Source organism: Pandoraea sp. E26 (genome assembly GCF_000681415.1).
Lineage (GTDB): Bacteria > Pseudomonadota > Gammaproteobacteria > Burkholderiales > Burkholderiaceae > Pandoraea > Pandoraea pnomenusa.
The window spans coordinates 13,544-34,472 of record NZ_AYXJ01000015.1; the positions used below are offsets into that span (position 1 = coordinate 13,544).

Sequence of the window (20,929 nt, forward strand, 5' to 3'; positions counted from 1 at the left end):
GGCGCGCGCGTCGCCGGGCGATCAGCGCGCCTGCCGGAAGGTAAGGTTGTAGCGCACGGCCTGCGCGTCGAAGCTGCCTTCGACGCCTGCAATGCCGTGATAGACCAGCCGCGACGGGCCGCCCCACACCACGACGTCGCCAGGTTCGAGGCGCACGCGCCGGGTTCGGTCGCTGCGATGCAGGCCGCCCCACAGGAAGGTCGCCGGCAAGCCGAGCGAGACGGATACGATGGGCGCGTCCAGGTCGCGCTCGTCGCGATCCTGATGCAGTGTGAGCCGGGCGTCGGGCGAGTAGCGATTGATGAGGCAGGCGTCCGGCGCGAAGCCGCGATAGCCGGCCGCTTCGGCCGCCTCGCGCGCGAGTGCGGTGAACGACGCCGGCATCGACGGCCACCGTTGCTTCGAGAGCGGATCGTGTGAGCCGTACCGATAGCCGGCGCGATCGCTGATCCAGCCGACGTCGCCGCAATTGGTCATGGCGACCGACATGCGTTTTCCGCCGGGCGTGAGCCAATGCCTCAGCGGCGCCAGTGCGACGACCGCGTCGATATCCCCCTGCAACACCGAAAGGCGCGAGCGCGCGAAGCCGCGCAGCAGGAAGGCGCCGGGGCCGAGGACGTCCGCCGGTGCCTGCCCGGTGTCGGTGTCGTCGTGGGCTGTGGCGAAGAGGTCGAGTGTCATGTGGCGTCGTGCAGGATCACGCCCAGCGTGTGCCGATGGCCGCTGCGCACCCGGCTCACGCCGTGCCGCATGTTCACCCGATACACGCCGCGCGTGCCGTTCACCGGGCGATGACGTACCGGGAAGACGACCGCGTCGCCACGCATGAGCGGCACGACTTCGGCACGCGATTGCATGCGCGGGCGCTGTTCCGTGAGCACGAACTCGCCGCCGGTGAAATCCTCGCCCGGCTGCGAGAGCAGGATGGCCACCTGCAACGGGAAGACATGATCTCCATAAAGATCCTGATGCAGGCAATTGTAGTCGCCGGCTTCGTATTGCAGCAGCAGTGGCGTGGGTCGGCGCTGACCGGCCGCATGACATTGCGCGAGGTAGGCGCGATGCGTCGGCGCAAAGCGTGTGTCGATGCCCATCGCGGCATGCCAGCGATGCGCGATGTCGCGCAAGGGCGCGTAGAACGCCTCGCGCAATTCGGCAACGAGCGGCGGCAACGGATAGGCGAAGTATTGGTACTCCCCCTGGCCGAAGCCGTGACGCGCCATCACGACGCGGCTGCGAAAGCGTGGCGAAGTGGGCGTCACGCTCATGCGCCCGTGCGTCGGGCCGTACATGTCGCGCAGCGTGGCACACGCCTGCGCGTCGAGCAATTGCGCGATGCGCGCGGCACCGTGGGCGTTGAGTTCGTCTTCCAGCGCGGCCCAGTCGAGTGATTTGACGCGATCGCTCACCGCTTTCCCCCGTTGATAACCGGTACGCACGAAGCATGCGCGTCGGGTGCGATTTCCCCGTCGCCCGTCTCACCTTCGGCACGTTCGTTCGCGAGCAACGCGCGCTTGCGCTCGACACCCCAGCGATAGCCCGAGAGCGCGCCGTCGTTGCGCACGATGCGATGGCAGGGGATCGCCACCGCGAGCCGGTTGGAAGCGCATGCCTGTGCCACTGCCCGCACGGCGCGCGGGGCGCCGATGCGCTCGGCGATCTGCGCGTAGCTGGCGGTCTCGCCCGCCGGTACTTCGCGCAACGCCTGCCAGACGCGCTGCTGGAACGCCGTGCCGCGCACGTCGAGCGGCAGTGACAGGCCGAGGCGCGGCGACTCCACGAATCCCACGACCTGCGCGATCCAGCGTTCGAATTCGGCATCCGCGCCGACCAGTTCCGCCTTGGGGAAACGATCCTGGAGATCGTGCAAGAGCGTGTCGGGGTCGTCGCCGAGCGAAATGGCGCACAGGCCGCGCGAGGTGGCGGCAACGAGCAATGCCCCCAGTGAGCACTGGGCCACCGCGAAGCGGATCGACTCGGCCTGCCCGCCTGCGCGGAACGTGGCGGGTTTCATGCCGAGCAGGGCGTCGGCGCTTGCATAGAAGCGGCCGTTGGAGTTGAACCCCGCGTCATAGAAAGCGGATGTGACGCTGCCCGAGGCGGGCAGCGCGTCGCGTACGCGTTCGGCGCGCCGGCCGTTCGCGTACGCGCGAGGCGTCACACCCGTCACCGCCCGAAACAGCCGGTGAAAATAATGCGGGCTAAGGCCGGCTTCGGCCGCGAGCACGTCCAGACGGGGCGGGACTTCGGCCGTCTCGATGCGTCGACACGCGGCGGTGATCAGGGCTGCGTGTCGCGCATCGAGGCCGCCCTGATCCGGTTTGCATCGCTTGCACGGTCGAAAGCCCGCACGTTCGGCAGCGGCAATGTCTGCATGAAAGGCGACATTCTCGCGCCGAGCGAGGCGGGCGCCGCACGACGGGCGGCAAAACACGCCGGTCGTGCGCACAGAGTAGAAGAATTCACCGTCCGCCTGCTTGTCGCGTGCGACAACGGCGGCCCATTTGGCGTCGTCGGTCGCATAGCGCGCGCCGGACGTGCGGTTCGCGCTATCGGTGGCGGTGTCGCTTGAACGCGGCGCGCGTTGGGTGGTCATGGACTGGGTACGCATCACGATAGTCTCCCATGGACTGAGGCTGTGTCTTCAGTGTAGGGAGCGGGTCTCGTGGCGGCGCTCCGTTTCTTGCTATCGAATTCCACCCGCTATCGAATTTGCCGCTTTCGACGGGGCGGCGCGTCGCGTCACACGCCGGGCGGCATGGTCGTGCCGAGCTTGGCGGCCAGGCTCATCACCATCACCAGCACGAGCGCCTCGATGCCAACCACCCGCGCGAATGCCGTGGTGTCGAGCGGCGTCTCGCCGGTGTCGAGGACGAGGCGAGGCAGGAAGTGCCAGCGGTTCCACGCACCCAGCAAGGCGGCGCAGCCCACGAGCACCAGTTTCGTCACCAGCCACGCGAGATACGGCGCGTTCTGATCGGCGAACCACAGCGACGGCGTTTCGCCGAGCGTGCGCCACGCATTGAAGGCCCCTGTCACGAGTGCGACGAACATCGCCAACGTCGCCACCGACGACAGGCGTTCGCCATACGCCGCGCGGGCACCGACAGGCCAGTGGCGCCAGCCGGGGATGGCACATCCCGCCACGAGCAGCACGCCGGTCCACGCAGCGGCTGCCGCGACGTGCAAGGTGTGAATGCCGACAGCGAGCGACGGCATCGATGCATCCGCCGCATGTCCGGTTCCGGCGCGCGCGAGCGCGAGCACCACGGCGCCGACGGCGTAGATCGCACGCGCATGACGTTCCTGGCGATGCTCGCGACGATGGTGTCGGTCGCGCGGATCATCGGCGATGGGCAATACCTGCCGCAATCGGCGCCGTGCGTCGTACCAGGCCCAGGCGCCCCCGCACAGCAGGGCGGCGCCCAGACCGGCCACCCACTGCATTCGGCCGTAATGTGTTTGCGTCAACACCAGCGACACGTCGCCGAGCATGGCCGACGCGCTTTCCCATTCGCCACCGGTCATGGCCTCTGTGCTGGCCACGACATACGCGACCCAGGCCAGCAACGCGAGCCCGGCCGCGAAGGCGGGCAGCACGCGCAAGGTAAGTCCGCGCTTCACGGCGTGAGGGCTGCGCAACAACAGTACGCCGGCCGCCAGCGCGAGGGCCAGATCGAGCAATCCGGCGGTGGCGGGCTGCCACGTGCCGGCGGCCATTTCCGCCGTCATCACTTGACGGCGAAGCGGAAATTGCCTTGCGTGCGATGGCCGTCGCTCGCCACGGCGACCCAGTTCGCCTGGTAGTCGCCGGCGGCGAGCGCGGGTAGCGCGAGGGTGAGCGTCTTGCGCGCGGCGTCGAGTGTCGGCTTGGCCGTTGTGACGGGTTGGCCCTTGGCGTCGACGACGCTGAGTTTCGACAGGGCGCCCTCGAGTGCCGAGTCGAACGTCACGCGCACCGACGTCGGGGCTTCGACGCTCGCCTGTGCGGCGGGCGCGCTCGAGACCACGTGGGCATGGGCCCATGCGCCTTGCGAGAGGCCGGCGAACGCAATGGCGGTCGCCAGGGCGATACCTTGCGCGGCGCGGCGCAGTCCATGGGCGTGGCAAGAGGCGTTGGCGCGGATCTTTGAATTACGCATAGGGGGGCAATCAGAATGAAAAAGGGGCTCCTGAAGCTTGGGCCAACGCTGCATCGACGAAGATCGGCACTGAAAAAGGCCGACGTCGGCAGACGGCCCGCGCCAGCGAGTGAATGGCCGGGGCATGACGCGTCGCAAGGCGTCTCGCGATGCGTATGCGGACACGCGAATCCATGACGGATAACGCAGTCTGCGCTGCTTGCGCAGTATCGCAGACCTTGAAGACTGGCGCAGCCGGCAAGGCAGGACAGGCATGATATTTTTGCAACTCAGTTGCAAATGTGTGGCCGCCCCCGTATCATCGCATCTTATTGCAACCAAGTTGCATTAGTGGGGTGCGGACGGTCGACCGTCCACGCGCCGCCCGCCGCCCGCCGATTACAGGACATCGTTGCCATGACTCCCCCCCTCGCGAAATCCGGCGACGTCGATCGTCGCCTGCCCGTCACCGTCCTTTCCGGGTTTCTGGGCGCGGGCAAGACCACGCTGCTCAACCATGTGCTGCGCAACCGCGATGGGTTGCGTGTGGCCGTAGTCGTCAATGACATGAGCGAGGTGAACATCGACGCGTCGTTCGTGGCGCGCGACGCCGCCAACGCGGGGGCGGCACTATCGCGCACACAGGAGCGTCTGGTCGAAATGAGCAACGGCTGCATTTGCTGCACGCTGCGCGAAGACCTGCTGATCGCCGTGCGCGAACTCGCTCAGGAGGGACGTTTCGACTATCTGCTGATCGAGTCGACCGGCATTGCCGAGCCGATGCCGGTGGCGGCGACGTTCGAGTTTCGCGATGACGAGGGACAGTCGCTCGCCGACATCGCGCGCCTGGACACCATGGTGACGGTCGTCGACGCGTTGCACGTGCTGGAGGATTTCCACGGCTTCGACACACTCGCACAACGCGGCGAAGTCGCCGGCGACGAAGACGAGCGCCGTCTCGCGGAGTTGCTCACCGAGCAGATCGAATTCGCCGACGTGGTGATCGTGAGCAAGGTCGACTGCGTGGATGCGGCACGGCTCGATGCCGTCAAGGCGCTGATCGCGGGACTCAACCCTTCGGCGCGCATCGTGCTCGGCGAGCGCGGCCGGGTACCGCTGGCCGACGTGCTCGGCACCGGGCGCTTCGACCCGGCGCGCGCCGGCCAGATGGCCGGCTGGGCACAGGCACTGGCGGGCGGGCACGCGTCGGAGGCCGACACTTACGGCGTGACGAGTTTCGTCGTGCGCCGGCGCGAGCCGCTGCATCCGGGGCGCTTTGCCGCGTTCATGTCGATGCCTTTCGATGGCCTGATGCGTGCAAAGGGCTATGTCTGGTCCGCGAGCCGACCCGCGTGGGCGCTGGCCTACTCGCGGGCAGGCAATACGGCCACGCTCGAGCCGGTGGGGCAATGGTGGGCGGCAGTCGATCCGGACCAGTGGCCGCCGCTGGACGATCCGCAGCGCGCGGCGATCGAGGCGGGCTGGGAAGCCCCGTGGGGCGATCGCATCAACGAAGTCGTGTTCATCGGTCGCGACATGGACCGCCGCGCTATCGAGGCTGCGTTCGATGCCTGCCGTCTGAGCGCGGTCGAGCTTTCGCAGGGCGAGCGCGCCTGGCGCGATCACGCTCACGCGTTGCCGCTGGCGATGGAAAGCGAAGACGCATGAGTGCGGAGCGCCAGGACGTGCGGGCGCGGTTCGGGCTGCCACGCAATTGGCAACGCGCCTGAGCGGGCGCCGTCGCCCACGTTGGCGGCGGTGTCGCGCGGAGGCGTTGGGGAAAACGCGGCCGGCACCTTGAGGTACCGGCCGCGCGGGCGCCGAGGGAAGGCGGCGCCCATGACCGGCATACGCAGGGAGGCAAGCGTATGCCGGGTCAACCTGCCTGACGTCAGAAGTCGGGCGTTTCCACCGGGCGCAGATCGAACACGAGGACCTCGGCGTCGCTGCCCTTCGAGAGGGTGAGCGCCGTTTCGTCGCGCACCCGCACCCCGTCGCCTTCCCCCAGCGCCACACCGTTGAGTGTCACGCTGCCGCGCGCCACGTGCACGTAGGCATAACGGTTCGGCGCCAGCGTGAGCGTGGCCGACTCGTCACCGTCGAACAGCCCGGCGTACACACGTGCGTCCTGATGGATGCGCAGCGAGGCGTCCTGGCCGTCCGGCGAAATGATCAGCCGCAGGCGACCGCGCTTTTCTTCCGGCGTGAACCGTTGCTGCTGATATTCCGGAGCGATGCCCGCCTGGTTCGGCACGATCCAGATTTGCAGGAAGTGCACCGGCGAGGTGTGCGAATGGTTGAACTCGCTGTGCGCCACGCCCCGCCCCGCGCTCATCAACTGCACGTCGCCCGGCTCGATCACCGACCCCGTGCCCATGGTGTCCTTGTGCTCGAGCGCGCCTTCGAGCACGTACGAGAAGATCTCCATGTCGCGGTGCGGGTGCTTGCCGAAGCCCTGCGCCGGTGCCACGCGGTCGTCGTTGATCACCAGCAGATCGGAAAAGCCGACTTGCTTCGGATCGTAATAGTTGGCAAACGAGAAGGTATGGCGCGAGTTGAGCCAGCCGTGATTTGCAACGCCCCGGTCCGCAGCCTTTCTGATGTCCAGCATGATGTGCTCCTGTCTTGTCTGTTTCGTTGGGAGGCTGTGTGTGCCTCGATGAATGTCATTTTAGAGTCCTGAGCGATAACCACAATCCGTCTGAATTGTGAATTATTGTCATCTGAAACGAGACAATTGGGCGGTTCAGTGCGATCCAGGCCGGTGGAGGGATCGGACGATTCCGGTGGCTCGCGGACAATCGTCCGAAAGCGGGAGCTGTCGTGCGCATGCCGGGGCGCGATGTGCGAGACTACGGGCCTTCCTTTGCAAGGCCCGCGGGCCGGTCGCCAGTTCCGACCGGATTCGGGAGCCGCGCCGCCAACGACCTACCCCCACCGGAGATTCGTCATGAGCCGCACCTACGCATTTCGCATCGTCAATGTGTTCGCCGAAACCACGTTCGGCGGCAACCCGCTGTGCGTGTTCGAAGACGCGCGCGGTCTGAGCGACGATGAAATGCGCGCGCTGGCGCGTCAGTTCAATCTGTCCGAGACGACCTTCATCCTGCCCTCCGAGACGGCCGACGCCCATGTGCGGATCTTCACGCCCGGCTACGAAATGCGGTTTGCCGGACATCCCACGCTGGGTACGGCGCATGTGCTGCGCGCCATGCGTGGTCTGGGTGATCAGATCACGCTGCAATTCGCCGCGGGCCGGGTTCCGGTTGAAGCGTCGGGCGATCACTGGACGTTGACGGCGCCGTCGTCTGGCGAGCCGAAGATCTCCAAGGCCAGCGAGGCGGACGCCGACATCGCCGCGCTCGTGCGGCTCGGCCGGGACGATCTCGCGCAATCGCCGCAGTGGGTCGATACCGGCGCCGATCAGTTGCTCATTCCGCTGCGCAATGCCGAGACTGTCGCGCGAGCGCAACCGGACAGCGCACGGCTCGAGCGCTGGCCGCTCTCGAGTCTCGGGCGCAAGACGGGCTACGTTTTTTCCATCGATGGCGAGAGGGGCGGCGAGCTGGACGTGACGGCGCGCTACTTCTTCACCACCCAGGGTGGCGGCGTGAGCGAAGACCCGGGCACGGGCTCGGCTTGCGCCAATCTCGGCGGCTGGCTGATCGGGCAGGGATACCCGCTGCCGGTGCGTGCCCGCGTGTCGCAGGGCGACGCCGTGGAGCGCGCGTGCCGTCTGACGCTCGAAGTCACGGCGGATCGGCAGATCCGGGTCGGCGGCAACGTCATCGAACTCGCGCGCGGCGAGGTGCGCCTGTAAGGCGCCGGGAGACGACAGCCGTATGTACGCATTGGCAGCGCCGGTCGAGACCGAGCTGGAAATCAGGAAGAGCCGGTTCATCGGCATCGTCATGCCGGCGGCGTCGCGCGAGGCGGCCATGCGCGAACTCGACGCACTGCGCGTGCGCTACCCGAACGCCACGCATTACTGCTGGGTGTTGCTGTGCGACGGAGCGTCGGGCTTCGACGACGATGGCGAACCGGGGGGCACCGCCGCCAAGCCCATGTACAACGTGCTCATGCACAAGGGCCTGACGAATGTCTTTGCGGTGGTGGTGCGTTATTACGGCGGCATCAAGCTTGGCGCGGGCGGACTGACCCGCGCGTACGGTCAGGCGGTGAGCGAAGCCCTCAAGCTGGCCACGCTCACCGCAGTCGAGCCGATGGCGAAGATGCGTTACCGCTGTGCGTTCGCCCACGAAGCGATGCTGCGCCGGCTGGCGGAGCGTCATGCCGCGCAAGTGCTCGATGTTGCCTACGACGACGCGGTGACGTTGCAACTGTGCCTGCGAGCGCGCGACGTCGCTGCGTTCGAGGCCGACGCGACAGAGGCATTGAGCGGCGGCCTCGAACGTTGCGGCGCGGCCTGAGGCGACCGGCCGGGCGAGCCCGGTCGGTCCGGCCAGTCCTGCCTACCGCACATTGACCACGCCGCGCATGCCGGCCTCGAAGTGCCCCGGTTCGAGACACGCGAATTCCACGGTGCCGGGCTGCGTGAAGTGCCACACGAGGGTCTTGCGCTGACCGGGATCGACCGTCACCGCGTTGGCCTCGGCGTGCTTCATGTCCGGCATCTGCTGCATCATCTTCGCGTGCTCGGCCAGCGCCGATGCCGTGCCCAGGGTCATCTCGTGACGCACCTTGCCGTTGTTCGTCACGACAAAACGCACCGTGTCGCCACGGCGCACGGTGATCGTGGCGGGCGAGAAGCGCATGGTGTCGCGCATGTCGACGTCCACGGTGCGGGTGGCCTGCGCGTCGTCGCCGGCCTCGCCGATGGCCGTCGCCGCCGCGTTGCCCTGGCCGTGCTGCATGTGCATGGCATGCATGTCGTCGGCGAGGGCCGGCACGGCGAGTGCCAGGACGAGTGTGCCGAGCGCGAGTTGCGCGGGCGCGGTGCGATGAAGAAACGAACGCATCATGATTTGCCTCCGGTTTTGCCTGCCTTGCCCGGTGCAACGGTGTGACCGGAGTGGGCGGGTTGACGATGAGAAGAGGGTAACGCGGAACTGCTGCCTTGCCACGGGCTCGCCACCGAGCCGCGCGGTGCGCGATACCAGCCGGGATCGCGATAACTGTCGCGTGGCAGGTCATGCCGGACTTTCAACGTGGTGAACATGCCGCCCATCTCGATGGGACCGTACGGGCCCGTGCCGGTCATCATCGGTAACGTATTTTCCGGCAATGGCATTTCCATGCCGTTCATGGAGCCGCCGGTCTCGCCCATTGCCATGTAGTCGGGAATGATGCGCGAAATTTTTTCGGCGATCTCGCGCTGGTTCACGCCGAGCATGGTCGGCACCTCGTGGCCCATCGGGTTCATCGTGTGATGCGACTTGTGACAGTGAAACGCCCAGTCGCCGGGTTCCGTTGCGTCGAACTCGATGGCGCGCATCTGTCCGACCGCGACGTCGGTGGTGACTTGGGGCCATTGGGCGCCCGGAGGAATCCAGCCGCCATCGGTGCCCGTCACGTTGAATTCGTGGCCGTGAAGGTGGATCGGGTGGTTGGTCATCGTGAGATTGCCGATGCGGATGCGCACCCGATCGCCCTGGCGTGCGACCAGCGGATCGATGCCGGGAAACGCGCGGCTGTTCCACGTCCACAGATTGAAGTCCGTCATCTCGTTGACACGGGGCGTGCGCGTGCCGGGGTCGATGGCGTAGGCGTTGATGAGGAACACGTAATCGCGATCGACCGGCATGAACGACGGATCTTTCGGATGCGTGACCCAGAAGCCCATGAGGCCCATGGCCATCTGCATCATTTCGTCGGCGTGCGGGTGATACATGAAGGTGCCGGGCCGCTTCGCCTCGAATTCGTACACGTAGGTCTGCCCCGGCGCGATGGCGCGCTGGTTGAGGCCCGCCACGCCGTCCATGCCATTGGGCAGTCGCTGCCCATGCCAGTGCACGCTGGTCGGCTCGGGCAGACGATTTGTCACGTAAAGGCGAACGCGGTCGCCTTCGACGACCTCGATGGTCGGACCGGGACTCTGGCCGTTGTAGCCCCACAGATTCGCCTGCATGCCGGGGGCGATCTCCCGCACCACGGGCTCGGCGACCAGGTGGAACTCCTTGACGCCATTGCGCATACGCCACGGCAAGGTCCAGCCGTTGAGCGTCACGACGGGCCGGTATGGCCGCCCGGTGGGCGGGGCGAGGGGTTTGGCGGTACTTGCATCGCTGCGGGTTGCCGCGTCGGGCAGCGCGGCGAGGCTGGCCCGCTCGACGGCGGCGGCGCCCATGACGGCGAGACCGGCGTCACGCAGGAATCGTCGGCGCGAAGTCATGCGCCACCTCCGTGTGTGTGAGATGAGGACGGTTCGGCCCCGCCCACGCTCTCGCGCAGTGCGGCGTCCGCCAGCCAGAAATCGGCCGTGGCGTCGATGTAGGCGAGCACCGTATCGCGCTGTTCGCGTGCATCGGACAGCAGATCGAAGACGCTGGCGAGCATGCCGTTGTAACGCAGCAGCCATTCGTCGGAGACGCGCTGGCGCATCGGCAGGATCGTGGTGCGGTAGTGCTCCGCGATGTCCCAGGCGGCGATTGTCTGCGCACGGCGAGTGCGCACTTCGGCGCGCGCGGCCACTGCCGTGTCGGCCAGCCGGTCCAGGCTCTGGCGGTAGCGCGCCTCGGCGCCGGCCACTCGCGCGCTACCCCAGTCGAATAGCGGGACCTCCAGCGAAATTTCGTAGCCGCGTTCGTTGGGCGAGCCCGTGGCGCTATTGTCGCGATAGGCCGTGTCGAGCACATTCACGAATCGGGTCACGCGCGTGAGCCCCAGATCGCTCGACATGCTCTCGAGGCCTGCGCGAGCGGCGCGAATGTCGGCGCGCTCGCGCATGGCTTGCGCCTCTGCGTCGGGCCAGGACGGGCGCTTGCGCGGAAGCGCCGGCAGGCGCTCGGGGAGCTGGAAAGTCAATTGCTGCCCCCACAGCCCCATCTGCCGCGCCAACTGCTCGCGCGCGGTTTGGGACTGTTCGCGCGCGCGCGCCAGACGTGCCGCCGTGTCGGCATGCACGAGGTTCTCCTGCGTGCGACGCATCGCACTGAAGTTGCCGGCACGCGCCATGCCATCGGCCAGTTCGCTGGCGGCCTGTGTGGCGACACTGGTCTGCTCGAGAATCCTCACGCGCTCCTGGGCGGCGACGGCTTCGATCCACGCTCGCCGCGTGGCGGTCGCCTGCTCGACGACGGCCTGCGTGACCTGCGCCTGCACTTGCGCGAAGCGTCGGGCTTCGACGCGCGAGGCGAGCGGCATCGTCAGCACGCGAACGAAGTCGAGGCCCCACGTGCGTTCGATGCTGACGTCGCCGCCGCCCTGCACACGCTGAAACGAGAAGCGAGGATTCGGCAGGCGCCCGGCCTGCACGAGCGACGCTTCCGCGATGCCGAGCTCCGCATACGTGGCCTGCAAGCCGCGATGGTTGATCAGCGTAAGTCGCACCGCCGAGTCGACGTCGAGCGGGCGCGAGAGCAAGACCTCGCGTTCCTTGGCGAGCGCCTGCGTCGTGGCGCCGTCGCGAGCCCAGACCGCGCGCGTGCCCAGGCGCTGTTGCGTCGCGTCGGCGACCGGGCCGAAGCCACCGTCCTCGCTGAACGTCGCACACCCCGACAGGATGAGCATGGCAATGGCGGCGGTGGCGATCGCGGTTCCGCGTTGCACCCCGGATGAGGACGCACGCCGACGTTCTGGTGCCACAGCCCCGGCGCGCAAGACGAAAGTTGGCGAGGTCATCATTTCGGCGCTCCCGGCATGCGATGCGCTGCGTGAGGATCGGAGGCGCTGCCCGGCGCGGGCACGGCCGGCATGGGGTGTCCCATCGCCGCGTGATCCGGCGCGGTGGCGGCCGATGGCGGCGCCGACATTGTCATGCCGTGCATCTCATGCTCGCCGCCGGGGGCGGGCATGGCCGACGTGGAAACGTTGCCCGTTCGCATCGGCATGGTGTGAGCGGCATGTCCTGCGGGGGGCGTGGACGGCATGTCGCCCATGTCGTGGCCGCCACCGCCCATCCCGCTCATGCCATTCATGCCGGCAACACCGGCATTGATCTGGCGCCAGTCGCCGGTTGCCACCGACAGCGCGGGGCGCGAGTAGTCTTGCAGAACCCCTTGAGGTGGCGGGCCGGCGGGCGCGTCCGGGGCCGACGGATCGGCAAGGCCGGCGCTTGCCGGCGCCGGTTCGGCGCTCGCGGCGTGTGACGACCACAGCCCGGAGAGCGAAAGCATCAGCGGCACGACCCATGCGTGCCGTCGCAAAGAAGAAGACGTCATGAAAAGACTCGTCAGTCGGGCGACGCCGGACGTGCCGGCGGCGCGTAATTCGGGCGGACGGACCGGCGGCGCGGGCGATGGGCGAGTGAGGGCCGGTCGCGCGATGCGGCGTCAGGTCAGTCCGACGAGAAACGGAGACGGCACGCCGCCAGACGGGGAACGCGCGACAGCGATTCCCGCGAACGATGGACGACCGTCAGGCGACGAGAGATTTGGGGGGACGTTCGGGCACACCGACAACGGCACTGCTCGCCGAGGTGCGCAGGAAGGGAATGGGGGTGGACGGCTGAGCGTCCGGCGTACGCAGGACCATGCTCGCCGGCAATGCTGTACAGACGACGCAAGCCGCGCACGCCGAGCAACTCGCATGCAATGTGTGGCCGGCCGGCGAAGCCTTGTGGATGGACGGCTCCGATGTGGTCGAGTCCAGTTGCGCCACGTCATGCATGCCTTGCGCCATGCCATGCGCCATCTCATGTGACGCGTGCATCGTGTGTCGCCCTGTGTCCTCGGCCGCCGCCGGCATCATGCCGTGATGCCGGGCTGTCGAGTTGCCGTCTCCCGGCATGGCGGACGACGCCATCGTCGATCCGACGAGTGCGCTCGCGCCCGGCGATCCCGGCGCGCAATGCGTGCGCAGTGCGGCCATCGCCTGAAAGGGCATGGTGACGCACAACAGCCACAGCACGAGGAGTCTTCGCCAGCGAATCATGCCGCGCAGTCTAGCATCGCGGAGGTGACGCCCGCAAATGAACGTCGGCGGCGCAGCGGTGCGCCGCACAGCGTCGGCGTCGTCGCACGCGGTTCAATGCTCGAAAAGATGAAACGCCTCGAAGTGCGTTCGACGTCGCGAGAGGACAACGAGATTGACGATGCACACGATCGCGACCAGCGCGAAAAGCGAGGCCGAGACTTCGACGGTGTGGTCGCCGAGCAGCGAAACCGCGATCGCCGCGACCATCAACGCGAGCAACACCCGGTGAAGCCAGGACGCGAGCCGAAGGTGGCGCTCCGATTGCGTGACGAGCACGACCAGCGACACGTAGAACGGCGCCGCGAGCATGGCCAGCACGCATAGCGCGAGCAACACACCGAGTACGCTGGCAAGCAGCGCGTGGCCGTCGGCGGCGCTCGATTGCACACCAACGACAGTGGCGGCGGCAAGGTAAAGCAGCATCAGGCCGTCCAGAACGATCGCGAGTCGGTTCATGACATCTCTCCGGCAAGTTGGGGCGGAGGTGACATTGCCCCGCGGCGGCGGGGTCCGGTACAGCGGGGACAATCCAGGCAAGGGCGGGCGAGGGCCACGCTCGAGGCCGGCGTCGCGGTGCGACGGCGTCAGCGTGGCGGCTTCGGGGTGGTCGGTGCCCCGGGAATCTCACCACGCGCCTGGGTGGGCGAGTGCGCCGCCGGACCCGCGAGTCCAAGCCAGGCGGCAGCGACGTCGATGCCCACGGTGTCCGGCACGGCCTGCACGCGGTAGATCGACACGTTGCCGCCGTCGTCCGCGCAGAACAGGTCGCGCTCAAGGTCGGTCAGAACGTCGAGATGCTGCTGCAAACGGTAGAAGCCCGATGGTGTCAGGTCCTGCACGAGCGCGGCGAGTGTTTCCGGATAGAGGTAAAGGCGGCTGGGCCAGTGGCCGTGCCGAAATCGAAAGGTGCCGAGCGCGCCAAGCACATGCGCGAGCGTGCCGCCGTGACCGCGAACCGATTCGATCAACTGCGGCCACGCCGTGGGTGATCCTTGCTCAGGATTGGCGGGGCGCAGGCCTCGAGGCGGTGTTGGGTATCCCATGGATCACCCCGAGCAACGCGCGAACAGGCAGGCGCGCGGTGTGCCGCGCGCTGCGGGAGACTGAAAAGTTTCCACAAACCCTCCGCTGACTTCCGAAGGTGAGTGCCCGAGCGATATTGGTCTTGTGATTCGATAGTTGCAGAGCGCCGACGCGGGCGAAATCCGCACTTTCGCCTAGTCCATCGGCATGAGGTCGCCACGAGGCGCCTTGGCTGACGCGAGACGGGGGAAAGACGGGGGGAGAGACGCTTGGCGACGCCCCAATGAAAACCGGCGGCCTAGCCGCCGGTTGAGGCCCCATCAGGGCATCGCCAGCCGCGTGTACCGGCGCGGCATGGTAAGGGCCAAGAAGACTTGGCACCGAGGGGCATTGCCGTGCTGCGTCGAACCACCATCGGTTCCCGGCCGCGCCCATGCAGTCTGACTGCGCTTTGAGTATAGGTCGACCGCCGTCGAATGGAATCGGCTTTTCGGATGAGAGACCGCCGCGTGCGAACTATCGCGAAACCGTTGACTCGAATTGGCGCACGATTCCCCCTGTGTCGATGGTTTCGTCCGCGCCCAGTTTGCGTTCTAATGGCAGCATTCATGGCGATGGATGGCGATCCCGGAAGGAAAAGTGCTCCGGCCCGGGCATCGCGCCGCCGTATACCCGTCAAACATTCCAACGATGGCAAAACATTCTCTACAACAATGGGCCCTGCTTGCCTGCCTGTGCGCCGCGCAGTCGGCCTTCGCCGCCGACCAGTGCGAGGGCATCCTGCTGCTGGCCAAGAGCGCGCAGGGCGGTTTCGAAGATATCACCGGCCCGCTCGCGGCCAAGAACGAGCGCGGCGAAAGCTATCAGGCCACCTACTCGGTGCCGGGCGGGGACTGCAAGGTGTTCCGGGCCACGGGCCTCGCGCCGACCTATGAATGCGTGTGGGACTACCAGAAGATCTCCGCGATGGACCTGCGTCAACAGGCGCAAAGCTTTGCGACGCAGGTCTCGCGTTGCACTCGCGGCGTGACCACGCTACGGACAACGACCACGAATGCGGCAGGTCTGCCCGCCGAATGGCAGAGCGCGAGCCGGAAGTACGCGCGTCCGGTGAATTTCACCATCACGGCGCAGGACCTGGTCACCCAGCGCGGCGAGCGTCTGCGCGAGATCTCGCTGTCGGTCGAGAAGCAGGTCGAGAAGTAAGTGGCCTCGCCGGACGGAACGCCGCGTGATCTGGCGAGGCGTGCGGACCTGTGCGGCGCCGGTCCGGCGCGGTGGTTACAAACGGTTGCAGACCGCGCCACGCATTAACATCTTTTCAGTCGACGCTCGTTCGACCGACCCGGTACAGTCATTCATGGGGTGTATGGCGCATCTGCCACCCGCAGATGCTGACAGCGCCCCGTGCGAACCGGCCCCACCTTCGGGCCGGGGCTGTGGCTGAACCGAAATGAGTACCCGACTTCGTTATTGCTTCCTGTTGATACTCGTATGCGCCTACCCCGCTTGGGCGGGAGGTGGGCGCGGACGCGACATGCTCGACGTGAACAAGGCGTCGCTGCGTGAGGACATCAGCCGGTTCAGTGCCGACCGCGGTCGGGGGCAGGCGGCCTATCCGAATTGGGCCGCCCCGGCCGAGCCGCGCGAGCGGCAGTACACCCCGCAAGGGGAGCCGCGCGGACCTCGCGGTGGCGGCGGCGGTCGCCGCGGTCGCTGATTTCATCTCGCTGTTCCCCCGCGCCCCGCATGCGATTCGCCGTTCCCGGCGCATGATCGAGGCGCGGGGCGTATCCCCCTCTCCAGCCTCGCCCATGCACCGGATGTTGCACATGTGCAACATTGGATGCGCCGCGTCATCCCCATCCGCGTCTTCAATTCGGGCATGTTCATGGCCCGCCATTCTCGCTAATTTCCGCGAATGTGAGCGTTTGCTAACCTGCTGACGCAAGCACCATATCGATTTCGTTATACCGGGATTAATTGTGGCGCGGGTGTTCGGCCGATTTTTGTCTCCCCACCATTTCCCAGCCATCGCATACGGCAGATTTTTCGGTGCGGTTCCGGCCTTTCTGCGCATGGCGGGGCTGTGCGAGAATCACGGCCGTTTATCAGGGAGGCGCTTCTCGACGGGCGCCAGCAGGTCCCGCGTCGGGCGGGCAAACCGGCACACAAAAGACATAAACCAAGGAGAAGTCAATGAAGCGGAGCATGGCCAAGGGCATCGGTGGGGCACTCGTATTGGGCGCGTGTGTGAGCGCACCGGCATTCGCACAATCGAACGTCACGCTGTACGGTCAGGTCGACGCCTGGATGGGGGCGGTCAAGAATCCGGGCGGCGATCGTGCCTGGACGCAGGGCGGGGGCGGCATGTCGACCTCGTACTGGGGCATGAAGGGCAGTGAGGACCTGGGCGGCGGCCTCAAGGCGGTATTCGTGCTGGAAGACTTCTTCCGTCCGCAGAACGGCCAGTACGGCCGCTTCCAGGGCGATACGATGTTCTCGCGCAACGCCTACGTTGGCCTGTCGTCGGACACCGCCGGTACGGTCACGATGGGGCGCCTGACCACCTCGTATTTCGTGTCGACGATTCTGTTCAACCCGTTCGTCGATTCGTACACCTTCAGCCCGATGGTGTTCCACACGTTCATCGGCCAGGCTGGTCAGGGTATCGTTGGCGATTCCGGCTGGAGCAACGCCGTGATGTACACCACGCCGAACTTCAAGGGCCTGTCGGGCAGCGTGTCGTATGCGTTCGGCAACAAGGCCGGCGAAACCGGACAGAACAAGTGGAGCGCCTCGGCGCTGTACTTCAACGGTCCGTTCGCGGCGACGGTGGCCTACCAGCAGGTGAAGTTCGATTCGCAGCCGGACGACATGGCCGGCATGGCGGGCTTCCGAAGCCAGCAGGCCGTGCAACTCGGCGCGACCTATGACCTGCAGGTCGTGAAGTTCTTCGGTCAGTACCAGTACATCCGAAACAACATCACCGGCGGCGGCGTGTCGGAGAACGGCGGTCAGCTTGGCGTGTCGGTACCGCTGGGCAACGGCAAGGTGCTCGCCTCGTATGCGTACACGAAGAGCTCGGGCGCGAGCAACGTGAACCGCAAGACGTGGGCGCTCGGCTACGACTACAACCTGTCCAAGCGTACCGACATCTACGCTGCGTACATGAACGACAAGGTAAGCTCGCTCTCGGGCGGCGACACCTTCGGTGGTGGCGTGCGCATGAAGTTCTGAGGCCACGCGGCGCGCCTGTCCGACAGGCGCGCCGTCGAACCGATCCGGAGGGGGCAAACGCCGCGCGCGTCTGCCCCCTTTGTTTTGGGGCGTCAATTCCGCGCGTCGCATCGTGGACGATCCGTGCCCGTCGTTTCGCACAGCGGTTCCATGTGTCACCGATCCGGCGTCTGCGCGCTATGATTTGTGCACCGCGCAAAGACGGTATTTTCGCCACCTTCCCGCACAACCGGAGCAGAGACGACATGACGATTCAACACGTAGGCATCATCGGTGCAGGCACCATGGGCAACGGCATCGCACAGGCCTGTGCGGTGGCCGGGCTGCCGGTGACGATGGTCGACATCAGCGACGCCGCGGTCCAGAAGGGCATGACGACGATTGCCGGCAGCCTCGAGCGCCTGATCAAGAAGGACAAGATCACCGCCGCCGACAAGGACGCCGCGCTCGCCCGCATTACCCCGTCGACCGACTACGCGTCGCTGGCCGATGCCGACATCCTGATCGAGGCCGCTACCGAAAATTTCGACTTGAAGGTCAAGATTCTCAAGCAGCTCGACGGCATCGCGAAGGAAGGCGCGATCCTCGCCTCGAACACGTCGTCGATCTCGATCACCCAGCTTGCCGCCGTGCTCGCACGGCCCGAGTCGTTCATCGGGATGCACTTCTTCAACCCGGTGCCGCTCATGGCGCTGGTGGAAATCATTCGCGGCCTGCAGACGAGCGACGACACGCACGCCCGCGTCGATGCGCTCGCGCGTGCCCTCGGCAAGTCGCCGATCACGGTGAAGAACGCGCCGGGCTTCGTGGTGAACCGGATTCTCGTGCCGATGATCAACGAGGCTTTCTTCGTGCTGGCCGAGAACCTGGCCTCGCCCGAGGAAATCGACGAGGGCATGAAGCTCGGCTGCAACCACCCGATCGGCCCGCTGGCACTGGCCGACATGATCGGGCTCGACGTCTGTCTGTCGGTGATGAACGTCTACTACGAGCAGTTCGCCGATTCGAAGTATCGTCCCTGCCCCCTGCTCAAGGAGATGGTGGCGGCGGGCTATCTGGGCCGCAAGACCGGGCGCGGTGTCTACACGTACTGACTGTCCTCGCGGTTCCGGTTGAAACGTACCGCCGACGTGCGGGTCCGGCGCGCATATTGCCGCGCCGGACCCGCGTGTTCGCGATCTCCGCGCGCAGCGTTAGCCTGCGGATGAAGCTTCGGCGACAGGCGATAGCGGCCGCGCGGCGTCGGGTGATCGTCGCACATGAGAGGCATGCGGCGTGTGGCGTGCGCTCGACGGTGCAAACGCATTGAATGCTGCGGACGCACCCGATGCGCCCCATGCACCCGACGCACCGGATCCGCCGGTGCTGCCGGATGCGCCTGACCAGCGTCTTTCACCTTTCTCCGGTTTCGCGCTGTTCGAACTGCGCGCGCTTGCCGCACTGCCGAGGCTGGTGCTGCTGCTCGTCTGCCCGATCACCGCGTGACGCCGCGCCGCGAGCGGCCGGGTGACCGACACGGTGTACGGGTATCCGGTGCGGTGTCCGATCTCGGCGAATGCGCTGTCGAGAATATCGACTGCGTCCTGCGGCGTGTCGGCACGCGCAAACGAAATCGCTTTGTACCGGCTCCAGGGGTCAAGCAGTACGGTGGTGTCGCGCGCCAGATAGGCGCCCCAGGCGAACTGCGACGACGTGACGCCATCTTCACGCAGCGGCGCTTTGGGCTGCGGCGTCGACCGGTCGAGGATGTCGATGAACTCCCGTGACTCCGAGTAGAGCACCATGACGTGCGGCGCCCGACCTTTTGGCTGCACGGTGATCATGCGCAGATTGTCCTGATCGACGCCGTCCTGAAGCAGGAAATAAAACAGGACTTCCGCGTTCTCCTGGCAGAACGCCTCCGCGAACGGCCGTGAGTAGTAATACATCGCGGTGGCTTCCGCGGCCTGGCGCTGTTGCTTTCTTAACGACGCACCGCGGTTGATGTCCTTCATCGCAACGCTCAGCGCGGCCCGGTGGTCGACGATCGAGTTGTCGCGCAAGTCGCGAAGATCTTCGCGATTCGAGCGCAACAGGCGCAACCGACCGACGTCGGCGAACGCATTCTGGATCGCCTCCTGCGCGGACTCGTCGGGCAGGTGCCGCGTGGCGGCGAAGATGTCTTCGTAGCTGCTTGTGATGCTGTCGGGCGTCATCGGACGGCTCGGGCCGCATCCGCCGCCACATAGCCGCAGGGGGGCGTGTGCCTGCCACCGCCCGGTGGCAGGGTCGAACGTCACCGGCACCTGCGCCTGGTTTCGGCGAGGCGCGTCGACGAGCCAGTGATCGTCGCTGAATCCGCGTGTGATGCGGTAATCCCCGGCCTCGCCCCGAAGGTAGTGGTGGCCACCCGCGACGAAGAGTCGAGCCGTTTCGTCCTTGGGCCGCCAACGTTCGGGCAAGGTTTGTGCATAGCCTGAGAGGTGTCGCCGCTCATCCTGAATGAATCGGGGGCTCGCGGGCTCATCATGCAATGCGATGTCGAGGCCGGAGACTTCCGCAAAGCTGTCTGGCGCGGTGTCGTAGCCGGCGCGATCGCGCTCGGGCGCGGCGCGCGATTCGGTGAGGCGGCCCGGTGCGGCATCGCTTGCGATGGCAGCGTCGAACGCCGGAGATCCGGGGGCGTCGCGATCCGGCAATACAGGCGCATCGCGCCACTCAGGTACGTCATGCATGGCCTGCCCACGTGGCGAGGCGAATTGCAGCACGCCGCTCAGACGGCTCGTGTCGAGCGCGCGGCCCTTGATCCGGTCGGCGGCGATGTCGGCGATCTCGGCGGGCATTCGCAATGCCTGAACGTCGGGAACGATGCCCGTGGCGGTATCGAGCGTGCCCGTCAGCGCGCGCAGCATGCGGCGAAAATCCGGGGCAACCGGCTGCCCGCTGGCGATTTCGTACACGTCGGCGAGCGATTCGCCGGTGTTCAGGAACGGCGAGCGCGCCGCGGCGACTGCCTTGAGTATGTCGAGCATCGCGTAGCCGGATTTGATGGCAGTGCGCGTCACCGGCCGCACGATGACCTGATCAGGCAATGGCATCGCCGTGAGGTTCGATGTCGGCGCTGACGTGCCTAGCCGCATCGTCGCAGTGCCATGCCCGTAGTCCTCGTTGTTGTCGTGCCGGACACGACGATCACTCGGTGGCAATGCGGACGTCGCCGGTGTCGCGAGGTTGGCAGCCAGCAGCACCGAGAATGCGACAGGCCAGAACGCATCGCGCGCGGCGGGCCGGCTTCGATGCGTGTCGTTGATGTCCCGTGCGGCGTGCGCTGCACGCGCGTGCCGGAAGGTACCGCGAAATTCGAAGGCGGTGGGTGTCCGATGGTGGGCGAACCGCGCGTCGTAGCGGGGCGCTGGGGCGATGGCACGAGCGTGTGTGGTCGAATGCATTTGGCGATCCGTCTCCGATGAAAT

21 protein-coding genes are annotated in these 20,929 nt (G+C 66.7%); 7 read left to right on the forward strand and 14 right to left on the reverse strand.

From position 1 onward, the window contains the following. Positions 1–21 precede the first annotated feature (21 nt). The 5 genes from alkB to W930_RS0110920 all read right to left on the reverse strand — a co-directional run bounded on the left by alkB (position 22) and on the right by W930_RS0110920 (position 4,142). A complete protein-coding gene (alkB, locus tag W930_RS0110900) occupies positions 22–681 on the reverse strand; it encodes a DNA oxidative demethylase AlkB (protein ID WP_023872873.1) in 660 nt (219 codons plus the stop codon). Beyond that, positions 678–1,409: a 2OG-Fe(II) oxygenase gene (locus W930_RS0110905; RefSeq protein ID WP_023872874.1), complete on the reverse strand. Its 732-nt coding sequence runs from the start codon at positions 1,407–1,409 to the stop codon at positions 678–680. Before W930_RS0110905 ends, alkB begins: the two co-directional genes overlap by 4 nt. Continuing rightward, a complete protein-coding gene (gene ada, locus W930_RS27005; RefSeq protein ID WP_023597946.1) occupies positions 1,406–2,611 on the reverse strand; it encodes a bifunctional DNA-binding transcriptional regulator/O6-methylguanine-DNA methyltransferase Ada in 1,206 nt (401 codons plus the stop codon). The genes W930_RS0110905 and ada overlap by 4 nt, the downstream gene beginning before the upstream one ends. 131 nt (positions 2,612–2,742) lie before the next feature. Continuing rightward, positions 2,743–3,720 carry a copper resistance D family protein gene (locus W930_RS0110915; RefSeq protein WP_158443217.1) on the reverse strand — a complete coding sequence of 326 codons (978 nt, stop codon included), beginning with the start codon at positions 3,718–3,720 and terminating at the stop codon, positions 2,743–2,745. Between the two features lie 11 nt (positions 3,721–3,731). Then, positions 3,732–4,142 carry a copper resistance protein CopC gene (locus W930_RS0110920; RefSeq protein ID WP_023597944.1) on the reverse strand — a complete coding sequence of 137 codons (411 nt, stop codon included), beginning with the start codon at positions 4,140–4,142 and terminating at the stop codon, positions 3,732–3,734. 396 nt (positions 4,143–4,538) lie between these two features. On the opposite strand from W930_RS0110920, the gene W930_RS0110925 reads away from it, so the two are divergent. Further along, positions 4,539–5,789 carry a GTP-binding protein gene (locus W930_RS0110925; protein ID WP_023597943.1) on the forward strand — a complete coding sequence of 417 codons (1,251 nt, stop codon included), beginning with the start codon at positions 4,539–4,541 and terminating at the stop codon, positions 5,787–5,789. A gap of 223 nt (positions 5,790–6,012) precedes the next feature. Here W930_RS0110925 and W930_RS0110930 read toward each other — a convergent pair whose 3' ends face one another. Beyond that, on the reverse strand, positions 6,013–6,732 hold the full coding sequence (locus W930_RS0110930) for a pirin family protein (protein WP_023872876.1): 720 nt from the start codon (positions 6,730–6,732) through the stop codon (positions 6,013–6,015). 339 nt (positions 6,733–7,071) lie between these two features. Between W930_RS0110930 and W930_RS0110935 the strand changes: the two genes are divergently transcribed. Beyond that, the gene (locus tag W930_RS0110935) at positions 7,072–7,941 is read left to right on the forward strand and encodes a PhzF family phenazine biosynthesis protein (protein ID WP_023597941.1); all 870 of its coding nucleotides are present in this window, start codon (positions 7,072–7,074) and stop codon (positions 7,939–7,941) included. Between the two features lie 22 nt (positions 7,942–7,963). Next, the gene (locus tag W930_RS0110940; RefSeq protein ID WP_023597940.1) at positions 7,964–8,551 is read left to right on the forward strand and encodes a YigZ family protein; all 588 of its coding nucleotides are present in this window, start codon (positions 7,964–7,966) and stop codon (positions 8,549–8,551) included. A gap of 42 nt (positions 8,552–8,593) precedes the next feature. Here the strand turns inward: W930_RS0110940 and W930_RS0110945 are convergent, their stop codons facing one another. The 7 genes from W930_RS0110945 to W930_RS0110975 form a co-directional block, all read right to left on the reverse strand. Continuing rightward, positions 8,594–9,100 (reverse strand): cupredoxin family protein, encoded by a 507-nt coding sequence (locus W930_RS0110945; RefSeq protein WP_023597939.1) that lies wholly within the window; start codon positions 9,098–9,100, stop codon positions 8,594–8,596. Further along, positions 9,100–10,473 (reverse strand): multicopper oxidase family protein, encoded by a 1,374-nt coding sequence (locus W930_RS27010; protein WP_023597938.1) that lies wholly within the window; start codon positions 10,471–10,473, stop codon positions 9,100–9,102. The genes W930_RS0110945 and W930_RS27010 overlap by 1 nt, the downstream gene beginning before the upstream one ends. Continuing rightward, complete coding sequence (locus W930_RS27015) at positions 10,470–11,849, reverse strand: TolC family protein (RefSeq protein ID WP_023597937.1); 1,380 nt, start codon at positions 11,847–11,849, stop codon at positions 10,470–10,472. The genes W930_RS27010 and W930_RS27015 overlap by 4 nt, the downstream gene beginning before the upstream one ends. A 71-nt stretch (positions 11,850–11,920) precedes the next feature. Then, entirely contained in the window at positions 11,921–12,460 is a 540-nt protein-coding gene (locus W930_RS0110960; RefSeq protein WP_036655854.1) for a hypothetical protein, read from the reverse strand. Positions 12,461–12,656: 196 nt separating this feature from the next. Beyond that, positions 12,657–13,148 (reverse strand): hypothetical protein, encoded by a 492-nt coding sequence (locus tag W930_RS0110965; protein WP_144347433.1) that lies wholly within the window; start codon positions 13,146–13,148, stop codon positions 12,657–12,659. A 117-nt stretch (positions 13,149–13,265) separates the two neighbouring features. Further along, positions 13,266–13,670, reverse strand: coding sequence for a hypothetical protein (locus W930_RS0110970; RefSeq protein WP_023597933.1), 405 nt, complete (start codon positions 13,668–13,670; stop codon positions 13,266–13,268). A gap of 128 nt (positions 13,671–13,798) precedes the next feature. Next, positions 13,799–14,182, reverse strand: coding sequence for a hypothetical protein (locus tag W930_RS0110975; protein WP_023872879.1), 384 nt, complete (start codon positions 14,180–14,182; stop codon positions 13,799–13,801). 745 nt (positions 14,183–14,927) lie between these two features. On the opposite strand from W930_RS0110975, the gene W930_RS0110980 reads away from it, so the two are divergent. The 4 genes from W930_RS0110980 to W930_RS0110995 all read left to right on the forward strand — a co-directional run bounded on the left by W930_RS0110980 (position 14,928) and on the right by W930_RS0110995 (position 18,571). Then, complete coding sequence (locus W930_RS0110980) at positions 14,928–15,443, forward strand: hypothetical protein (protein WP_023872880.1); 516 nt, start codon at positions 14,928–14,930, stop codon at positions 15,441–15,443. A 247-nt stretch (positions 15,444–15,690) separates the two neighbouring features. Then, the gene (locus tag W930_RS0110985) at positions 15,691–15,957 is read left to right on the forward strand and encodes a hypothetical protein (RefSeq protein WP_141570645.1); all 267 of its coding nucleotides are present in this window, start codon (positions 15,691–15,693) and stop codon (positions 15,955–15,957) included. A gap of 479 nt (positions 15,958–16,436) precedes the next feature. Continuing rightward, positions 16,437–17,477 (forward strand): porin, encoded by a 1,041-nt coding sequence (locus W930_RS0110990; protein ID WP_023597929.1) that lies wholly within the window; start codon positions 16,437–16,439, stop codon positions 17,475–17,477. Between the two features lie 245 nt (positions 17,478–17,722). Beyond that, positions 17,723–18,571, forward strand: coding sequence for a 3-hydroxybutyryl-CoA dehydrogenase (locus tag W930_RS0110995; RefSeq protein WP_023597928.1), 849 nt, complete (start codon positions 17,723–17,725; stop codon positions 18,569–18,571). Positions 18,572–18,670: 99 nt separating this feature from the next. On the opposite strand, the gene W930_RS30440 is transcribed toward W930_RS0110995, so the two are convergent. After that, positions 18,671–20,905 (reverse strand): hypothetical protein, encoded by a 2,235-nt coding sequence (locus tag W930_RS30440; protein ID WP_023872882.1) that lies wholly within the window; start codon positions 20,903–20,905, stop codon positions 18,671–18,673. Positions 20,906–20,929: the final 24 nt, after the last annotated feature.